The 16629-nt window shown below is 59.2% G+C and carries 18 protein-coding genes; 7 read left to right on the top strand and 11 right to left on the bottom strand.

Features of this window, described 5'->3' with window-relative positions:
• Positions 1–38 precede the first annotated feature (38 nt).
• Together galE and dapD are read right to left on the bottom strand one after the other, a co-directional pair.
• Positions 39–1052 carry a UDP-glucose 4-epimerase GalE gene (gene galE / locus IEV00_RS03845; RefSeq protein ID WP_188358970.1) on the bottom strand — a complete coding sequence of 338 codons (1014 nt, stop codon included), beginning with the start codon at positions 1050–1052 and terminating at the stop codon, positions 39–41.
• A 21-nt stretch (positions 1053–1073) separates the two neighbouring features.
• Entirely contained in the window at positions 1074–2036 is a 963-nt protein-coding gene (dapD, locus tag IEV00_RS03840) for a 2,3,4,5-tetrahydropyridine-2,6-dicarboxylate N-succinyltransferase (protein ID WP_188359451.1), read from the bottom strand.
• 90 nt (positions 2037–2126) lie between these two features.
• Here dapD and dapE point away from each other — a divergent pair, with 90 nt between their 5' ends.
• Together dapE and IEV00_RS03830 are read left to right on the top strand one after the other, a co-directional pair.
• Positions 2127–3266, top strand: coding sequence for a succinyl-diaminopimelate desuccinylase (dapE, locus tag IEV00_RS03835; RefSeq protein WP_188358969.1), 1140 nt, complete (start codon positions 2127–2129; stop codon positions 3264–3266).
• Positions 3267–3522: 256 nt separating this feature from the next.
• A complete protein-coding gene (locus tag IEV00_RS03830; protein ID WP_188358968.1) occupies positions 3523–4083 on the top strand; it encodes a hypothetical protein in 561 nt (186 codons plus the stop codon).
• Positions 4084–4174: 91 nt separating this feature from the next.
• Here the strand turns inward: IEV00_RS03830 and IEV00_RS03825 are convergent, their stop codons facing one another.
• Genes IEV00_RS03825 through IEV00_RS03810 form a run of 4 tightly spaced genes read right to left on the bottom strand, consistent with a single transcriptional unit; the run spans position 4175 to position 7392 of the window.
• Complete coding sequence (locus tag IEV00_RS03825; RefSeq protein ID WP_188358967.1) at positions 4175–5077, bottom strand: amino acid ABC transporter permease; 903 nt, start codon at positions 5075–5077, stop codon at positions 4175–4177.
• Entirely contained in the window at positions 5074–5757 is a 684-nt protein-coding gene (locus IEV00_RS03820; protein WP_188358966.1) for an amino acid ABC transporter permease, read from the bottom strand. Before IEV00_RS03820 ends, IEV00_RS03825 begins: the two co-directional genes overlap by 4 nt.
• 36 nt (positions 5758–5793) lie before the next feature.
• Positions 5794–6642 (bottom strand): glutamate ABC transporter substrate-binding protein, encoded by an 849-nt coding sequence (locus tag IEV00_RS03815; protein ID WP_188358965.1) that lies wholly within the window; start codon positions 6640–6642, stop codon positions 5794–5796.
• Positions 6643–6651: 9 nt separating this feature from the next.
• Positions 6652–7392: an amino acid ABC transporter ATP-binding protein gene (locus IEV00_RS03810; RefSeq protein WP_373868218.1), complete on the bottom strand. Its 741-nt coding sequence runs from the start codon at positions 7390–7392 to the stop codon at positions 6652–6654.
• 286 nt (positions 7393–7678) lie between these two features.
• Between IEV00_RS03810 and IEV00_RS03805 the strand changes: the two genes are divergently transcribed.
• From IEV00_RS03805 to IEV00_RS03795, 3 genes are all read left to right on the top strand, one after another.
• Positions 7679–7996: a DivIVA domain-containing protein gene (locus tag IEV00_RS03805; protein ID WP_188358964.1), complete on the top strand. Its 318-nt coding sequence runs from the start codon at positions 7679–7681 to the stop codon at positions 7994–7996.
• A 10-nt stretch (positions 7997–8006) separates the two neighbouring features.
• Positions 8007–9305: a putative hexosyltransferase gene (locus IEV00_RS03800; RefSeq protein ID WP_229723051.1), complete on the top strand. Its 1299-nt coding sequence runs from the start codon at positions 8007–8009 to the stop codon at positions 9303–9305.
• 90 nt (positions 9306–9395) lie between these two features.
• Entirely contained in the window at positions 9396–9566 is a 171-nt protein-coding gene (locus tag IEV00_RS03795) for a DUF3117 domain-containing protein (protein ID WP_188358963.1), read from the top strand.
• Positions 9567–9596: 30 nt separating this feature from the next.
• Here the strand turns inward: IEV00_RS03795 and IEV00_RS03790 are convergent, their stop codons facing one another.
• Positions 9597–10250 carry an O-methyltransferase gene (locus IEV00_RS03790; RefSeq protein ID WP_188358962.1) on the bottom strand — a complete coding sequence of 218 codons (654 nt, stop codon included), beginning with the start codon at positions 10248–10250 and terminating at the stop codon, positions 9597–9599.
• A 108-nt stretch (positions 10251–10358) separates the two neighbouring features.
• On the opposite strand from IEV00_RS03790, the gene IEV00_RS03785 reads away from it, so the two are divergent.
• Positions 10359–10733, top strand: coding sequence for a twin-arginine translocase TatA/TatE family subunit (locus IEV00_RS03785; protein WP_188358961.1), 375 nt, complete (start codon positions 10359–10361; stop codon positions 10731–10733).
• Between the two features lie 2 nt (positions 10734–10735).
• On the opposite strand, the gene IEV00_RS03780 is transcribed toward IEV00_RS03785, so the two are convergent.
• Genes IEV00_RS03780 through IEV00_RS03770 form a run of 3 tightly spaced genes read right to left on the bottom strand, consistent with a single transcriptional unit; the run spans position 10736 to position 13865 of the window.
• The gene (locus tag IEV00_RS03780) at positions 10736–11896 is read right to left on the bottom strand and encodes a P-loop NTPase (protein WP_188358960.1); all 1161 of its coding nucleotides are present in this window, start codon (positions 11894–11896) and stop codon (positions 10736–10738) included.
• A gap of 9 nt (positions 11897–11905) precedes the next feature.
• Positions 11906–12526 carry a DUF1003 domain-containing protein gene (locus IEV00_RS03775; RefSeq protein WP_188359448.1) on the bottom strand — a complete coding sequence of 207 codons (621 nt, stop codon included), beginning with the start codon at positions 12524–12526 and terminating at the stop codon, positions 11906–11908.
• Between the two features lie 19 nt (positions 12527–12545).
• Entirely contained in the window at positions 12546–13865 is a 1320-nt protein-coding gene (locus tag IEV00_RS03770; protein ID WP_188358959.1) for a magnesium transporter MgtE N-terminal domain-containing protein, read from the bottom strand.
• 179 nt (positions 13866–14044) lie between these two features.
• Between IEV00_RS03770 and IEV00_RS03765 the strand changes: the two genes are divergently transcribed.
• Entirely contained in the window at positions 14045–14926 is an 882-nt protein-coding gene (locus IEV00_RS03765; protein WP_188358958.1) for a YflT domain-containing protein, read from the top strand.
• A gap of 84 nt (positions 14927–15010) precedes the next feature.
• Here the strand turns inward: IEV00_RS03765 and IEV00_RS03760 are convergent, their stop codons facing one another.
• Positions 15011–16543, bottom strand: a complete 1533-nt coding sequence (locus IEV00_RS03760) for an aminopeptidase P family protein (protein ID WP_188358957.1) — start codon at positions 16541–16543, stop codon at positions 15011–15013.
• Positions 16544–16629 lie beyond the last annotated feature (86 nt).

Here is a 16629-nt window from a genome sequence, read left to right as displayed (position 1 = left end):
CTGGCCCCTCAAACCGTCATCGCGACGTCGGGAGCAAACTAGCCCTCGTAGCCGTTAGGGTTGTTCTTCTGCCAGTTCCAGTGGTCAGCCACCATGGTGTCAATGTCGCGCTGAGCAGACCAGCCCAAATCTGCCAGGGCTGAGGAGGGGTCGGCGTAGGAAACAGCGACGTCGCCGGGGCGGCGGTCTACGATCTTGTAGGGAAGCTCCTTACCGCAGGCCTTCTCGAAAGCGTGCAGAACTTCCAGCACGGAGTAGCCGTTGCCGGTGCCCAGGTTCCAGGTGCGCAGGCCCCCGTTCTTGGCCACGAAGTCCAGCGCCTTCAGGTGGCCGTCTGCCAGGTCTACCACGTGGATGTAGTCGCGTACGCCGGTGCCGTCTACGGTGGGGTAGTCGTTGCCAAAGACATTGAGGTACTCGCGGCGGCCCACCGCTACCTGGGCAATGAAGGGCACCAGGTTGTTGGGAATGCCCGAGGGATCCTCACCAATGCGACCGGACTCGTGGGCGCCCACGGGGTTGAAGTAGCGCAACAGGGCGATGTTCCAGGAGCTGTCAGAAGCCGCCAGGTCAACGAGCATATCTTCAATGTGCTCCTTGGTGCGGCCGTAGCAGGACTGGGCATCCATGTTGATTTTCTCGGTTAGCGGCATTTCCTCGGGCTCACCGTAGACGGTTGCCGAGGAAGAGAAGACGATGGTCTTGCAATCGACCGCTTCCATCGCATCGAGCAGGTTCAGGGTGCCCGCCACATTGGTCTTGTAGTACCACAGGGGCTTCTCGGCAGATTCGCCCACGGCTTTGAGACCGGCAAAGTGAATCACGGCTTCGGGACGGGTCTGTTCAAAAAGCTCCTTCATGCCGGGAGCATCGAGCAGGTCAACCTTGTGGAATTCCGCCTTTTTACCGGCGAGTTCCGCCACGCGGTTCAGTGATTCTTCTGAGGAGTTAGAGAGGTTGTCCATCACCACAACCTCGTGCCCTGCCTTAAGCAGCTCCAAAACGGTGTGGGAGCCAATGTAACCGGCACCGCCGGTAACCATAATCTTCATATGTTTATCCCCTAAGAGTGATTAGTTAGCGTGTAGAGCGTCGTTGAGCTCTACGGTCTGGCCTTCGCGAGGCAGAACTTCGATAGCACCGGAAACAGAGTTGCGGCGGAAGAGCAGGTTGGAAACGCCCGAGAGCTCGGCGGCCTTGACCACCTGGGGCTCAGCACCGGGGTTGAGCACGGTTACGCGGGAGCCGGCGGTCACGTAGAGACCGGCCTCCACCACGACGTCGTCCCCGATAGCAATACCGATACCGGCCTCAGCGCCCAGCAGGGAGCGCTCACCCACAGAAACGCGCTGGGTGCCGCCGCCGGAGAGGGTGCCCATGGTGGAGGCGCCGCCGCCGATGTCGGAGCCATCGCCCACAATCACACCCTGAGAAATACGGCCCTCGACCATAGAGGTACCCAGGGTACCGGCGTTGAAGTTGACAAAACCCTCGTGCATTACAGTGGTGCCGGAAGCTAGATGGGCACCGAGACGCACGCGGTCGGCGTCACCAATACGAACACCGGCGGGAATCACGTAGTCAATCAGGCGGGGGAACTTATCAACGTGGCTCACGCTCACGTGGCCGCGCTGGCGCAGGGAAATCAGCACGGTATTGGCTTCTGCTGCCAGCACCGGGCCGTAGTTGGTCCAGGCAACGTTGGCCAGCTTGCCAAAGAGGCCGTCGAGATTAATGGAGTTGGGTTCGACCAGGCAGTGGGAGAGCAGGTGCAGGCGCAGGTAGGCATCGGAGGCGTCTGCAGGAGCGGCATCGAGGTCAATAGAGACCTCAACAATTTCGGTGCGAACGTTGCGGTCTTCCTCAGTCTTGACCAGGGGCTCTAACCGGGCGCGAACGTCGGTGGCCTTGGTGCCAAGGGCGGGGGAGGGGTACCAGGTATCAAGCACGGTTCCTGCGTGCTCACCGGAATTGACGATGGTAGCCAGGCCAATGCCGGCTGCGTGGCGGGTCTTGTTTTCAGTCATGGTTTCCAGTTTAGTTTGCTGACAGTGAGCCCGCACGGTCATGACGGTATTTTGAGACGGGCATATTGGGTGACAAGCTCAGACGGTAAAGTGGTGGGCATGACAGAGAGATACACCGCTGCTGATTTTTCATCCTTTGGCCCGGATTCTTTGGACTTAACCAAGGACGTTGCCGACCTCACCGCCGACCTGCTCGATATTTATTCGGTCTCTGGCGAAGAAAAAAGGATTGCCGACCTGGTTGAAGCCGCCCTTTCTTCCCTGGGCCACCTGGAGATCACCCGAGACGGTGATTCGATCATCGCCCGCACCAACTGGGGTAAGCCCCAGCGGGTGGTGCTGGCTGGTCACCTGGATACGGTTCCGCTACCGGCGGTGGAGGGCTCGCTCGGCACCGTTCCGTCGGTGTGGAAGGAGCAGGACGGCGCCCGCCTGCTCTATGGGCGCGGGGCAACCGATATGAAGGGCGGGGTGGCGGTTCAGCTGGCTTTGGCCGCTCTACTGACCGATGCCGCCTATGACATCACCTACGTGTTCTACGACAACGAAGAAGTTGCCTCGGAACTCTCGGGGCTGGGCCGTCTCATGCGCAACCACGCCCAGCTACTCACAGATGCAGACTTTGCCGTGTTGCTGGAACCCACCAACGGCACCATCGAGGGCGGCTGCAACGGAACCATGCGGTTCTGGATTCACACCTCCGGCCTGCGTGCCCACTCGGGCAGGGCATGGAAGGGGGAGAACGCCATTCACAAGATGGCGGATGTTCTCACCCGCCTGGCCACCTATCAGCCTGCCACCTACGAGGTAGAAGGCCTGGACTTCCGCGAGGGGCTCAATGCGGTGCAGATTTCCGGCGGTGTTGCTGGCAACATTATTCCTGATGAAGCCTCGGTTCACATTAACTACCGCTTCGCCCCTAACAAGACCTTAGAAGAGGCAGTGGCTCACGTGGAGGAAGTCTTCTCCGGCTACGAGCTGGACTTCGTGGATCAGTCGGCGGCCGCGCGTCCTGGCCTCGACGCCCCGATGTCGCGCTCGCTCATCGAGTCGGTGGGCAGAGAGCCCCAGCCCAAGTACGGCTGGACGGACGTGGCAAGGTTCTCCGAAATCGGAATTCCGGCGGTGAACTTTGGCCCCGGTGATGCCCTGCTGGCCCATACCGATAACGAGCACGTGAGCGATGAAGCGGTGCGCCAGTGCCTGCGCGCCCTTGAAAACTGGCTGACAGCTACCTGAGGCTCTGGGACGGATGCTTGTTCAGAAGCGGTTGGCCAGCCCGAGCGCGCTGGCCAACCTCCCTTAAACGCCAGCCCCGATGCCAGTTGGCCAGGCGCGCTCGGGCTGTCCTTGCGACCTTCCTGAAAAGCCTCCTTTTCTAAAATCCAACACTTCGAGCTGACTAGTCGTTTTATTTTCAGGTTTGAAATTCCCCGTCGGGCAAACTAGGGTATTTAATCAGTTCGCTTATGTTTGCGACGGAAAGGAATAAATCATGCGTATTCAGACCAAGCTTGCGACCGCAGCTACCGTAGGTGCTCTGCTGTTTGGCGGCGTTCCCGCAGCAACCGCTGCGGAGGCCGAGGCGGCTCCCGAAGCTCCCGCGTCAGCAGCCGGAACTGCATGCCCCAGTGCTGAAGACTTCTCATTGAGCGCACCCTCGCACACCGAGGTTGCCGGTAACCTGCTCAACAAGCAGATTACCTTTGGCGCTTACTGGCATGGCGGTAACCTTCCTGCGGGAACTCAGGCGACTCTGACTGCCGGCCCGGCTGAGGTGACTCTGCTGAACGGCCAGACTTACACTGCCCCCGTGGTAGCCGGTGGAAGCATTAGCGGAATCTTCCCCGGTGGTGGCGCAGCGTTTGCTCCCAGCTTCCGTCTGGACGATTCATCGGCTAAGTCACTCGGTGGTGCAACCAACAAAGATCACGTCACTAACATTTCATACCCTGTGACTGTCAGTGGCAACTTTGGTACCTGCACCTACACCGTTGAGGGAACCGCGACTTCTAAGTTCAACGTCACCTCAATCAACCTGGTTGAAAATCAGTAATATCTAGCTTTTGCTCCTGAGGAGTTAAAGCGAAACTCCCGGAAGCGGGTGAGTAATCACCTTCTTCCGGGAGTTTTTTCTGTGTACCTGCCTATGCCTTGGGAATCTTGAACATGGCGATGGTGGCGGGGTTGGCGTTATCGACCTCACCGGGAATTCCGTCTGCCTTCTTCACGCCGGAGGAGGAGCGGGAATGCAGGAAGGTCGAGAGCCAGGTGGCCAGCGAGGTAAGGGCGAAGTTGATGATGATGAAGAGCACCGCTGCCAGCAGCAGGGTCTGCAAGACGTTGCCCTCGCCTGAGCCGAAGCGGCGGGCTGAGGCCAGCAGCTCGGGGTAGGAGATGATGTAGCCCAGGGCGGTGTCTTTCAGAATCACCACGAACTGGGAGACCAGAGAGGGCAGCATGGTCATCATTGCCTGCGGCATCAGAATTGAGCGCAGTACCTTGCTGGGAGTCAGGCCGATAGCAAGGCCAGCCTCACCCTGGCCCCTGGGTAGCTGCTTCACGCCGGAGCGCAGCAGCTCGGCAATCACCGAGCCGTTATAGAGGGTAAGCCCAATGACGACGGCGATGAAGGGTAGCTGCGAGGGGGAGAAGACCGAGAACTGGCCGAGGAAGAGCCAGAAGAAGATCATCATAATCAGCACCGGCACGGCGCGGAAGAATTCCACCACCACGGTTGCGATGCCCCGCACCACAGCATTGGTGGAAAGCCGCATGTAGCCGAAAATCATACCGAAGATGACCGAGGTGATCACGGCGATAATGGCGGCCTTCAGGGTAGAGAGAATACCGGGCAGGAAGTAGTAGGCCCAGGCGTAACCCGAGAAGAGCGCCGTCCATTTCTCCGCCTCAAGCTGACCCTGGCGGTTCATGACCACCGCAACGTAGGCGAGTACCGCCAGTAGCACCACAATGGCAGCAATGTTGAAGATCGTGGTAATCTTGCGGCCCCTGGGGCCGGGAGTATCAAAGAGTACTGAGGAGCTCATCGCTTCACCGCCAATTTACGTGATGCCCAGGTGGTCAAAATACCGATGGGAACAACAATAATCACAAAGCCCATAGCAAAGACCGCGAAGATCAGGAAGATCAGGTCTGAGTTGAACTCGATCATGGACTTCATCATGCCCGAGGCTTCAGCAACCGAGGCCACGGTGGCAACGGTGGTGTTCTTGGCCAGAGCAATCAGGGTGTTGCCCAGGGGAGTGATAGAACCGCGCAGGGCCTGGGGGAAGATAATGTGGCGGGCTGCCGGGAAGAAGCCCAGCCCGATAGCGCGGGCTGCTTCTGCCTGGCCCACGGGAACGGTATTGACGCCCGATCGGATTGCCTCGCAGACAAAGGAAGCGTGGTAAATCGAGAGCACAATGGCCGCGTAGATAAAGAAGTTGGCTTCAAAGTCTGAAACCAGCTGAAGCTGGAACTGGGTCCAAACACCCAGAATCGCCATGGTCATGAGAATGGTCAGCGGGGTGTTGCGAATCAGGTTGACGTATGCCGCACCGATGAACTGCAACGAGGGAACCGGGGAGATTCGCATGAGCGCCAAAATTGCGCCGATGACGAATGACCCGATGGCTGCCCAGAAGGTGAGCTGAACATTCGCCCAAAACGCTTCAAACACGTTGTAGGTGCTAAAAAGCGTGGAGAGCTGTTCGCCGAATGACACGGGAGCCTCCGTTTCTAAAAAGTTGAAGTGTGTGAATTATTCTTCGCTGGGTTGAGCGCAGGAGTCGCCGAGATGGGGCGGGTTGAGCTCGCGGTTGTATTCAAAACCGGAGTTGCCCACGTTCTTCTCGATGGCCTTTTCCCACTCGCCGGTCTCAACCATCTTGTTAATGGCCTCGTTGATTGCCTTGCACTTATCGGTGCCCTTGGGCAGGCCCACCCCGTAGTTTTCTTCGGTGAAGGTGTTGCCCACTACCTTGAGCTGACCCTCGTTGGCCTTGGTCGCACCCAGACCCGCCAGAATAATGTCGTCGGTGGTCACCGCATCGACCATGCCGGCGTTGAGTGCGACCACGCAGTCGGAGTAGGAGTTCTGCTGAACCAGCTGCACGTTGGAAGCGAACTGATCTTGAATCTTCTTGGCTGAGGTGGAGCCGGTGACCGAACAGAGGTCCTTGCCGTTGAGGTCATCGGGGCCGTGAATATCGTTGTTGTCTTTCTGCACCAAAAGGTCCTGGCCGGCAATAAAGTAGGGGCCTGCGAAGTCTACGGTCTTCAGACGGGTGTCAGAAATTGAGTAGGTTGCAAAAATCATGTCCACCTGGCCGTTGGAGAGCATGTTCTCTCGGTTGGCGGAGGGAGACTCAACCCACTCAATCTGGTCTTCGGAGTAGCCCAGTTCCTTGGCTACGTAGCGGGCAACATCGGTGTCGAAGCCGGTGTAGTCGGGGCCGTCCTGGTAACCCAGGCCCGGCTGGTCGTACTTGATGCCGATCCGCAGAGTGTCGTTTTCGCCGCTGGACGACGCGCAGCCGGTCAGCGCCAAAGCTGCGGCTGCGGTGACCGCAGCGGCAGCCGTGATTTTCTTCTTGAAGTGTGCAAACATCGCCTACCCCTAGTGGTTGAGAATCTTGCCCAGGAAGTCCTTGGCGCGGTCTGACTTGGGGTTGGTGAAGAATTCGGTGGGAGTGGCTTCTTCCACGATCTCGCCGTCGGCAAGAAAAACAATGCGGTCTGCTGCGCGGCGGGCGAAGCCCATCTCGTGGGTTACCACAATCATGGTCATGCCCTCCTTAGCTAGGGAGACCATGGTTTCTAGAACCTCGTTGACCATTTCGGGGTCGAGAGCTGAGGTGGGCTCGTCAAAGAGCATCACCTTGGGCTTCATCGCCAGAGCGCGGGCAATGGCAACGCGCTGCTGCTGGCCACCCGAGAGCTGGGCGGGCATCTTCTGCGCCTGGGAATCAACACCCACCTTGGCCAAAAGCGCCATAGCTTCTTCTTCAGCCTCTGCCTTGGACTTGCCCAGCACCTTGCGGGGGCCCAGGGTGACGTTATCCAGAATGGACTTGTGGGCGAAGAGGTTGAAGGACTGGAAAACCATGCCCACCTCGGCGCGCAGTTGCGCCAGTGCCTTGCCCTCTTCGGGCAGGAGCTTGCCGTCGATGCTAATTTCGCCGCTGTCTATGGTTTCGAGGCGGTTAATGGTACGGCAGAGAGTGGACTTACCCGAACCCGAGGGGCCGAGCAGAATAATAACCTCGCCCTTGCCAACGGAGAGGTTAATGTCTTTGAGAACGTGCAGGGCACCGAAGTGCTTATTGACGTTCTTGAGTTGAACCAGCGAATCGTTCACTGGGCCTCCTAATGAGTGTGATGGTGAGCTTGAGCTATCTCAACCTGTGGTCTTGTTCAAGCGAGTATGTAAACCAGGTCATATTTTCAGGTTTGAAAGATAGCATACTCCTCGAATGTAAGAGGCCTGTTACACATCGTGTTTTGTGAGCAAGATTAAATTTAAGGAAGGTTGCCTGGCGCCCTCAGGCTGTCGTCTTGCGATCTTTTGAACAATCTTCGGGGTAGGCAGGGCTATAAACTAAGCTGGTGGAGATCCCCTCAGCTCAGGAGAAAGAGAAGCGGCTGTGAACTATATTTTGGTGATTTTTACTCTGGTGGTTTTGACCCTGACCATGGTGGGCATTGCTGTGTTGGGCACCGACCGGCTCTTTCCCGCCCGCAAGACTATCGGCTATATTGCCTCTGACGGTATAGACCTTGAGGGCAACCGCGAGTTACCGCTCATTGTGTCTTCGTCCCTGAACAGGGCAGAGCTAGAGAAGATTAGCTTTTCAACCGCCCTGGGTGGTTATAACAAGGACGAAGTCGATGAACTTTTCGTGCAGCTCATCGCAGAAAACGAGCGTCTGCGGCGGGTAGCCACCGACCAGACCACTAACTAGATTTCCCTTGATGAAAGCTGCTTTTCCCCGTCTGAGCCCCACCGATTTTCTCTGGGCCTGGCTCACCCGAGCCCGCCTGGCTTTTGCTGCTCTGCCCATCTGGGCAAAAATCCTGCTGATCTTTGCTACCAGCCGCCTGCTGGCCTTTCTGCTCTTTAGACTGGTGGGAAGCCAGCAGCTGGTGAGCCCCTGGGGGCCTGGCCCCACCGGCTACCTGGACTTTATCTCTTTCTGGGACTCCGGCTGGTATCAGCAGATTGCTCAAGGGGGCTATCCCGCCGTTTTGCCGGTGAACCAGTCGGGGACTGTTCAAGAGAACCCCTGGGCTTTTTACCCTCTTTTTCCCCTCACCGCCCAGTTCCTGGCAACCCTGCTGGGGGCCGATTATTACCCCGTAGCGGCTGGCCTGGCTCTGGTTTCTGGCTTCTGCGCCGCCTTTGCGATTTTCTTTCTCTTCGAGGCGTCGTTGAAGGACGTCGCCGGGGTGGGAAAAGCGGAGCGCGAAAGTCTTGCTCTCTGGGGTCTTGCCGCGGTTGCCTTCCTACCCGTCTCACCCGTTTTACAGGTGCCCTATGCTGAGAGCTATAACCTCTTCTTCCTTGCGCTAACCCTGCTACTGATGATGCGGCGGCACTGGTGGCTGGCTGCCGCCGCTGGTCTCTTTGCTTGCCTTTCGCGCCCGGTGGGGGTACCGCTGGGAGCCGCCGCCGGAATTTTCTGGTGCTCCACCCTGCTCTCCACTGCGCGCTCACCGGAGGCAGCGTCGTCCTCCTGGCTTGGTCGGCTGGGAGTAGCCCTGAAGCAGACCCGACAGCAGCTGGCGGCTGCCCTCGTTATCTGCGCCGAGGCACTTCTGTGGCCGGCGATTGCCTGGGTCTATACCGGGCGGCCCGATGCCTACACCGCCACAGAGACCGCCTGGCGCGGTAGTCACCTGGCACCGGTCGTACCCTGGATAAAACAGGGCCAGGAGTATCTCGGAGCTCTGGCAATTCCTGCCCTGCTCCTGCTGGTTGCGGCTTTCGTCTTGGTGCTGATGAGTAGGGCGGTGCGGGGCGCCCTGCACCCGCTGCTGATTATCTGGTGTGCCGCCTACGCCGCCTACCTGCTGGTTTTTCTCAACCCGCAGAGCTCCCTCTTCCGCCTGCTGCTGCCTCTCTTCCCCCTCTGCCTTCCGCTGGTTGCGCTATCAGCATCGCGGGCTTATCGCTTCCTGCTGCTGGCGAGCGGGGCGGTGCTTCAGTTTGGGTGGATTGGCTGGCTCTGGCACTGGAAAGAGCTCCCCGGCGGCGGCGACTACCCGCCGTAAAATCTGCCCAAAGGGAGTGTAGAAGGAGCTCAGAGGGTGTAACCCGCGTTACCATAGAGCTAGGTCACAGACGGTCGATCAAGGAGTCTCATGGCAGCGCAGAAACCACGCACCGGCGACGGTCCGCTGGAAATTGTTCGTGAATCCCGCAGTATCATTCTGCGGATTCCGCTGGAGGGCGGCGGTCGCCTGGTGCTCGATATGTCAGAAAAAGACATCGAAGAACTCAAAGAGTCCCTCAAACAATTCGACGAATCCTAGACCGGGGTCAGTCAGCTCCGCCACCGGCGGTTACCGCTTATAGACCAGGTAAACTCCGGATTCGGCGTGTAAGAGAGACACATACACATCGTCGGTGCACTCGGCGATGTCATTTATCATGCGCCGGTGCGCCGCCGTGGTCTCATCGCGCGCTGCCGGGTTCGCCACCGAACCGGCGTTGAGGGCATTGTGGACAACCAGCAGGCCACCAGCTTTCAGCAGGGCCAGGGCCTGGTAGACGGTCAGCTCGGTGATATTCGAAGAAACATCCACCAGCGCAAGATCATAGGAGCCGGTGGAAAGGCGGGGGAGTACTTGCTGGGCATCGCCGGTGATGGTGCGCACCCGGTGATTCTTACCCAGGCGCGACTCCATGATGATTGTTCTTGCCCGCTGAATCCTCGAGGCATCAATATCAACGGTGGTCATAGCGGTACCCGGCTGCATACCTTCCAGCAGAGCCACCGTCGAGACACCCGCCCCGGTGCCGATTTCCAGCACATTCTGGGCGTTTTTAGTAGCTGCCAGCACGGTCAGCAGTGAAGCCACCTGAGCACTCACAGCGTCTGCACCCAGGCTCTGCGCCGCCCGGCGAGCCGCCCGAAGGTCATCCGACTCCTGCGGGAACTCCTCGGTGAAAGCCCACACGGCATTTCTATCGGTGCCTCGACCACGCTGCTGCATGTTCACTCCCAGCTATTTTGACTCGTGACAAACGTCTGCTTCGAACATCATATAGAACCAAGACCTCTTTTTAGGCTTTCTCTAGCGAAAGCTGGTAATCTCCATACTGTGTTCGGCATATCTGGTATGGAATTCGTTATTATCGTCATCATCGCTTTCGTGGTGATTGGCCCCGAACGCATGCCCGAATACGCCCAGAAACTCAAGGACGGCGTTAAGTGGGTTCGCGGCCTGGCCTTTGAAGCTCGCGACGATCTTAAAGAAACCCTGGGCGATAATCCGCTGGGCGATGTTGACTGGCGCCAGTATGACCCCCGCCAGTATGACCCGCGCACTATTGTGCGCGAGGCCCTGGCCGAGGACGACGCCGAGCGGGCCGCCGCCCTCGAAGCCCAGAAAGCTGAGGCCAATAAGCCTGCTAAGTCGGTGACCAACAGGCTACCGCGGGGAGCTTATGCCCCCTTTGACGTAGACGCCACCTAAATCTAAAAGTTCAGCGGTAGAGACTTACCGGCCAGCCCGCGCTGTTGATGAGACAGCTTGCGGGCTATTTCTTTAATCTCCCGGGCCGCAGCAGAGTCTGGCCTACCCCAGACGATGGGCATACCCTCATCGCCGCCGGTGCGCAGTTCCATTTCCAGGGGCACCGAGCCCAGCAGGGGAACCTCGTAGTCCAGGGTCTCGGTGAGACGGCTTGAGAGTTGCTCTCCACCGCCGGAACCAAAGACCTCCATGCGGCTACCGTCGGGCATAACCATTGCCGCCATGTTCTCAATAACACCGGCAACCTTCTGCTTGGTTTGGAGGCTGAGCGTACCCGCCCGCTCGGCGACGTCCACCGCAGCGTGCTGGGGCGTAGAAACCAGAACCAGCTCGGCGTTGGGGAGTAGCTGCGCCATAGAGAGGGCAATATCGCCGGTGCCGGGGGGAAGATCCAGTAGCAGAACGTCCAGGGCTCCAAAATGCACGTCGGTGAGGAACTGTTCTAGGGCACGGTGGAGCATGGGTCCGCGCCAGGCCACCGGCTGGTTGCCCTCCACGAACATGCCAATCGAGATAACCTTCACGAAGCTGGGGGTAGCGGCGGTGCCAGAGCCAGGTTTTTCTGGATTCTGGGGAGCCTCTACCACGGGAGGCAGAATCATGTCGTCCATGCGGGTGGGCGGCTGACTGATACCCATCAGCCCCGGAATAGAGAAGCCGTGCACGTCGGCGTCCACAATTCCCACGCCCAAGCCCTGGCTGGCAAAGGCAGCCGCCAGGTTGGCGGTCATGGAAGATTTACCCACGCCGCCCTTGCCAGAGACCACCGCAAAAACCCGGGTGAGCGTATTTTTCTCGGCAAAGGGGTTCTTCTTGGTGTGGCCTAAGTTTTTGCGCAAATCGGCCCGCTGGTCGGCATTCATATAGCCGATTTCCACCTGCACCGACTCCACGCCGTCCACGGCCTCAGCGGCCTCGCGCACGTCCTGCTCAATGGTGGTGCGTAGCGGGCACCCCTCAATAGTCAGCAGAACCTTCACCGCAGCCGTGCCGTTTTCTACCACAGCAGATTCCACCATACCCAGCTCGGTAATCGGCTTGCGCAACTCGGGGTCATAGACCCCGGCCAGAGCCTCTAACAGTGCTTCGGTAGGCGTGCTCATAAAATCCCTCTAGTTCTCGTCTAGCTCGTTGGCGGACTGTTCCAGGTCTTTGACCTTGCGCTTCTTCTTCGCAGGTTGCTCCTCGGCAACAATGGTAATGGCGCCGGTCAGCGGGTCTTTAATCTCCTGAGCGGTCTGGCTCAGGCGAGCCTGGTTCTGTTCAATTTCTTCCAGCTTATCCATGATGTCGCGCAGCTCGCCACGCACGTAGTCACGGGTGGCAACCTCGCGCAGGGCAATGCGCAGCGAAGCAATCTCGCGGGTCAGATACTGGGTTTCTTCCAGGTTCTGCTGGTCGCGCTGGCGATCTTGAGATGCCACCACGCGGTCGCGGTCGTCCTGGCGGTTCTGTGCCAGCAGCAGCAGGGGAGCGGCATAGGAGGCCTGAAGCGACAGCGCCAGGGTCAGCAGGGTAAAGTTCAGCGAGCGCGGATCAAACTGCCAGTCTTCCGGAGCCAGGGTGTTCCAGCCCAGCCACAGGGCACAGAAGATGGTCATCCACAGAATAAACTGCGGGGTGCCCATGAAGCGGGCGATAGATTCGGTGGCGCGGCCAAAACGGTCGGGGCTTGATTTGGAAGAAACCCTGCGGCGGGATTCCTGCGGGGTTGCCAGCCGGTCATCGGGCATAGAGCGTTCGCGGTTCTTATCACTCAAAGCGGCGACCCACCTTTCGAATCGGAGTTCCATCGTCATTGGTGCGCCAGTCCTCGGGTAGCAGCGCATCGAGAACGTCGTCAATAGTGACGGCACCTACCAGGCGGTCGTGCTGGTTGACCACCGGCACAATGGTGAGGTCATAGGTTGCCAAAACGCGGGAGAGCTCTTCAAGGCTCGACATATCAGAGACAGGCTCAATGGAGGTATCCAGCAGGTTGCCCACCTGCTCGCTGGGGGCGTAGCGCAGCAACCGTTGCATGTGCACCATGCCCAGGTACTTACCGGTGGGCGTTTCCAGGGGCGGGCGGGTAACCAGCACCGCCGCGGCCAGAGCCGGGGAGATTTCCTCCTGGCGAATATGCGCCAGCGCCTCAGCCACCGTAGCCTCGGGGGAGAGCACAATGGGAACCGGGTTCATCAGCGAACCGGCAGTGCCCTCCTCGTACTCGAGTAGACGGCGGACGTCGTCGGCGTCCTCAGAGTCCATTAGCTTCAGCAGCTCTTCGCGCTGGGTGTCGGAGAGCTCGTTGAGCAGGTCGGCGGCGTCGTCGGCCTCCATCTCCTCCAGCACCTGGGCGGCACGCTCAACATCCAGGTGGGAGAGAATCTCCACCTGGTCGTCCTCGGGTAGCTCCTGGAGCACGTCAGCCAGGCGCTCGTCCTGCAGCTCGTGGGCAATCTCGACCATGCGCTTATCGTTCATCTCGTGAATGGCATCGGCGAGGTCAGCGGGGTTGGCATCCTCGTGGTTGGCCACGAAAGCCGTAGCCGCCTGCGGCTCAATATCGGCAGAGAGCTGGGCCTCGTGCCAGTCAATAATCAGGGTGTCTTTACGACGCCGCAGCAGCCCGCCACTCTCGTGGGCGCGGGAGACAAAGAGCTCAGAGAGGAACCAGTCGCCGTTACGGCGCTGCTCCATCGCGACGTCCTCAACCATCGCCTCACCCGAACCGTCGGTCAGGCGCACCTTGCGGTCAAAGAGCTCGGCCACCACCATCGCCTCAGACCCGCGCTGCTCAAAACGGCGCAGATTAACCAGGCCGGTACAAATAATCTGGGAAGAATCGATGCTGGTAATGCGGGTCATGGGCACAAAAATGCGCTTCTTGCCCAGCACCTCAATCACAATGCCCACTACCAGAGGCTCCTTGCCCTTCTGATTCTCACCAAAAGAGAAGGAGCCCAGGGTGCCAAAACTTCGTTTGAGCACCACAACATCACGTAATCGGCCCAGACGATCACCCAGGGGGTCAAAAACGTCAAGGCCTAATAAACGCGCAATAAAAATCTTATTCGGTGTAGTACTCACCCTCTAAGGTTACGCGGTTTGGGTCATAAAATCAGTGTGCTTTTAACAAGTGTGAGAGAAACCGCCGCAACCCCGAAAAACCGGCGGGAGCAGGGGTAGAAGCCTGCGCGGTTTCGCCGGTTGCGATACCGCCATTCTTTCCCAGGAAACTCCCCGAAAGATTCGAGAAAATAGAAGCTATGGACCAAAACCAGTACCCGCCCATTATTGCCTCCGCCCAGCCCGGTCAAGTACCCGATGGCGAGCTCGTGGCCTACTTCGAGAACCGCGAGCAGCTCCAGCACGCCATGAAGCGACTGACCGAGGCTAACTTTCCCATGCACACCCTCTTTGTGGTGGGCAGGAACATCACCCAGGTGGAGTACGTGGGTGGCAAGGTGACCTGGCCCAAGGTCATTCTTTCTTCAGCTCTGACCGGTGCGGGTTTTGGTGCCTTTATCGGCCTGGTATCAGCGGTGTTCACAGGAACCTCCATCATGCCCCACCTCTTCACAGCGGTGCCGCTGGGCATCATCGTCTGGGTGGCCACCGGTCTGCTTTCCTACTCCCGCGCCAGAGCCAAGGGCGGCGGAACCGTAGCCATGCAGGGCCAGACCATTCCCGGTTCCCTAGAGTTGCGCGCCCACTGGCAGACCGTTGAGAGGGCGCGGCAGATTCTGGGTATGGGGCAGTACCGGGACCAGAATGCCTCGGTATCTGGTGCTCCTGGCTTTGCAGCGCCTTCAGGCTCAGCTCAGGCGGGTTCAGTCCCCGCGGGCCAGCCCGGCCCCGGCGCCGTCCAGCTAGACCCCAGCCAGCCCCCGGCAGATCCCACCAGCTTCGTGGGCCCCGAGTACAAGAAAGACGGCTCTAAGGCTGGCTCATCGTTTGGCCTGCGCATCCAGGACCCCGAAGAATACGCCCGCGCGGTACGCCAGGAACCTGCCCCGCAAGACCACAGCGAGCGAATCCAGCAGATTCGCGAGGAAAAGAACCAGAAGCGCTTTGGAATCCGTATTGATGACCCGGCGGCCTACCAGGAGACCATTCGCAAGGCGCCGGAACGGAAGGACGACGAATAGCTCCTCTTTAAAGGCGAAGGGTGGATTTTAGGCTTAAATCTCCGAGATTTAAGCCTAAAATCCACCCTTCGGCGTTGAAAGGAGTTAGCTCAGGCTCTTCATCCAGGCTTCCACCTCTTCAACCTTCCGGGGTAGCCCCGCTGAGAGGTTCTCATTACCCTCTTCGGTAATCAGCACGTCGTCCTCAATGCGCACGCCAATACCGCGGTACTCCTCAGGAATCGCCAGGTCTTCTTCCTTAAAGTAGAGGCCGGGCTCGATGGTGAAGACCATGCCGGGCTCGATCACGCCGTCCAGGTAGAGCTCGCGCTTAGCCTGGGCACAGTCGTGCACGTCCAGACCCAGATGGTGGCTGGTGCCATGAGGCATCCAGCGGCGGTGCTGGCCTCCCTGATCGGTCAGCGCAACCTCGGCAGAAACCGGCAGAAGGCCCCACTCTTCGAGGCGGTTAGCTAGAACCTCCATGGCGGCGGCGTGTACATCGCGGAACTTATTGCCCGGTACCGCAACCTCAAAAGCGGCATCGGCGGCGTCCAGAACCGCCTGATAGACCTTGGCCTGAACTTCGCTAAACCTACCGTTGACGGGGAAGGTGCGGGTGACGTCGGCGGTGTAGAGGGTCTCATCTTCCACGCCGGCGTCCAAGAGAACCAGCTTGCCGTCCTCAACCTGGCCGTTGTTGCGGATCCAGTGCAGGATGGTGGCGTTATTACCGCAGGCAGCAATCGTATCGTAGCCCAGGTCATTACCCTCTTCGCGAGCCTTAGCGAAGAAAGCGCCCTCAATCACGCGCTCGCCGCGGTGGTGCTCAACCGCACGAGGCAGGGCCTTAACCACGGACTCAAAACCACTGATGGTATTGGCTACCGACCGGCGCAGATTAGCCACCTCGACGTCGTCCTTGACCAGGCGGGCGGCGGAGAGCTCCTCGGCCAGCGCGGCGTCCTGCTGGTCGGCCGACTCCAAATCAACACCGGTGTTGTAGCGGGAGGTATCCACCAGCGCATCCACGTTGAGGTCAACGTTGCGCACCAGGCGAATCTGAACGCCCCCCAGGGCAGCGTTGCCGGCATTCTTAGTGATAGCAACTTCAAGCTCGGAAAGATCTTTGGTGCGCAGACCGTACTCGGTCTCAATCGCCGCCAGGGTGGGGCGGGGACCAATCCAGAACTCACCGTAGCGGGGGTCAGCGTAGAACTTCTTGGAGTCGCGCCCGGCCAGGGGAGTGAAGTAGAGGGTGACCTCGTGGTTAGAACCGTTATCGCCCTGACCCTCATCGACGGGTTCAAAGACCAGGACGGCGTCGGGCTCGTGATCGGTGCCCAGGCCGGTCTGGTGCGCAAAGGCTGAGTGGGGGCGGAAACGGTAGTCGGTATCGTTGGAGCGAACCTTCAGCGGCCCGGCGGGAATCACCAGGCGCTCGCCGGGAAAGAGCTTGGAAATCTTGGCGCGGCGGGCAGCGGCGTAGTCGGCTACCTCAGCACGGACGGGCAGAGCATCATCGGCGGGTGCCCAGTTTGCGGCCATGAAGCTGGCGAAAGCATCTGATTCCGGGGGCTGGGAGCGGTTGTTGACTCGTTCTTCAAGCGGCTGTTCGGTGGTATTTTCTTCAGTCATAGTTTCCACTTTAGTGCTGATTTGGAGTTCGGTCACGCTGTGAGAAACCGCAAAGGCTCCCTGAACTATTTGCCAGAGCGATATGA

Origin of the sequence: Rothia aerolata, assembly GCF_014635585.1 — a bacterium.
Taxonomy (GTDB): domain Bacteria; phylum Actinomycetota; class Actinomycetes; order Actinomycetales; family Micrococcaceae; genus Rothia; species Rothia aerolata.
The sequence above is the reverse complement of the archived record's forward strand: the minus strand, read 5'-3'. Positions and strand labels throughout refer to the sequence as shown.

What these genes read in the sequence shown, in the direction of transcription:
- IEV00_RS03760 (WP_188358957.1), bottom strand. Translation starts at nt 16,543, where the DNA reads ATGACTGAAGAAAATACCACCGAACAGCCGCTTGAAGAACGAGTCAAC.
- IEV00_RS03775 (WP_188359448.1), bottom strand. Translation starts at nt 12,526, where the DNA reads ATGCCCGATGACCGGCTGGCAACCCCGCAGGAATCCCGCCGCAGGGTT.
- dapE (WP_188358969.1), top strand. Translation starts at nt 2,127, where the DNA reads ATGACAGAGAGATACACCGCTGCTGATTTTTCATCCTTTGGCCCGGAT.
- IEV00_RS03765 (WP_188358958.1), top strand. Translation starts at nt 14,045, where the DNA reads ATGGACCAAAACCAGTACCCGCCCATTATTGCCTCCGCCCAGCCCGGT.
- IEV00_RS03815 (WP_188358965.1), bottom strand. Translation starts at nt 6,642, where the DNA reads ATGTTTGCACACTTCAAGAAGAAAATCACGGCTGCCGCTGCGGTCACC.
- IEV00_RS03790 (WP_188358962.1), bottom strand. Translation starts at nt 10,250, where the DNA reads ATGCAGCAGCGTGGTCGAGGCACCGATAGAAATGCCGTGTGGGCTTTC.
- IEV00_RS03795 (WP_188358963.1), top strand. Translation starts at nt 9,396, where the DNA reads ATGGCAGCGCAGAAACCACGCACCGGCGACGGTCCGCTGGAAATTGTT.
- galE (WP_188358970.1), bottom strand. Translation starts at nt 1,052, where the DNA reads ATGAAGATTATGGTTACCGGCGGTGCCGGTTACATTGGCTCCCACACC.
- IEV00_RS03800 (WP_229723051.1), top strand. Translation starts at nt 8,007, where the DNA reads ATGAAAGCTGCTTTTCCCCGTCTGAGCCCCACCGATTTTCTCTGGGCC.
- IEV00_RS03830 (WP_188358968.1), top strand. Translation starts at nt 3,523, where the DNA reads ATGCGTATTCAGACCAAGCTTGCGACCGCAGCTACCGTAGGTGCTCTG.
- IEV00_RS03825 (WP_188358967.1), bottom strand. Translation starts at nt 5,077, where the DNA reads ATGAGCTCCTCAGTACTCTTTGATACTCCCGGCCCCAGGGGCCGCAAG.
- IEV00_RS03780 (WP_188358960.1), bottom strand. Translation starts at nt 11,896, where the DNA reads ATGAGCACGCCTACCGAAGCACTGTTAGAGGCTCTGGCCGGGGTCTAT.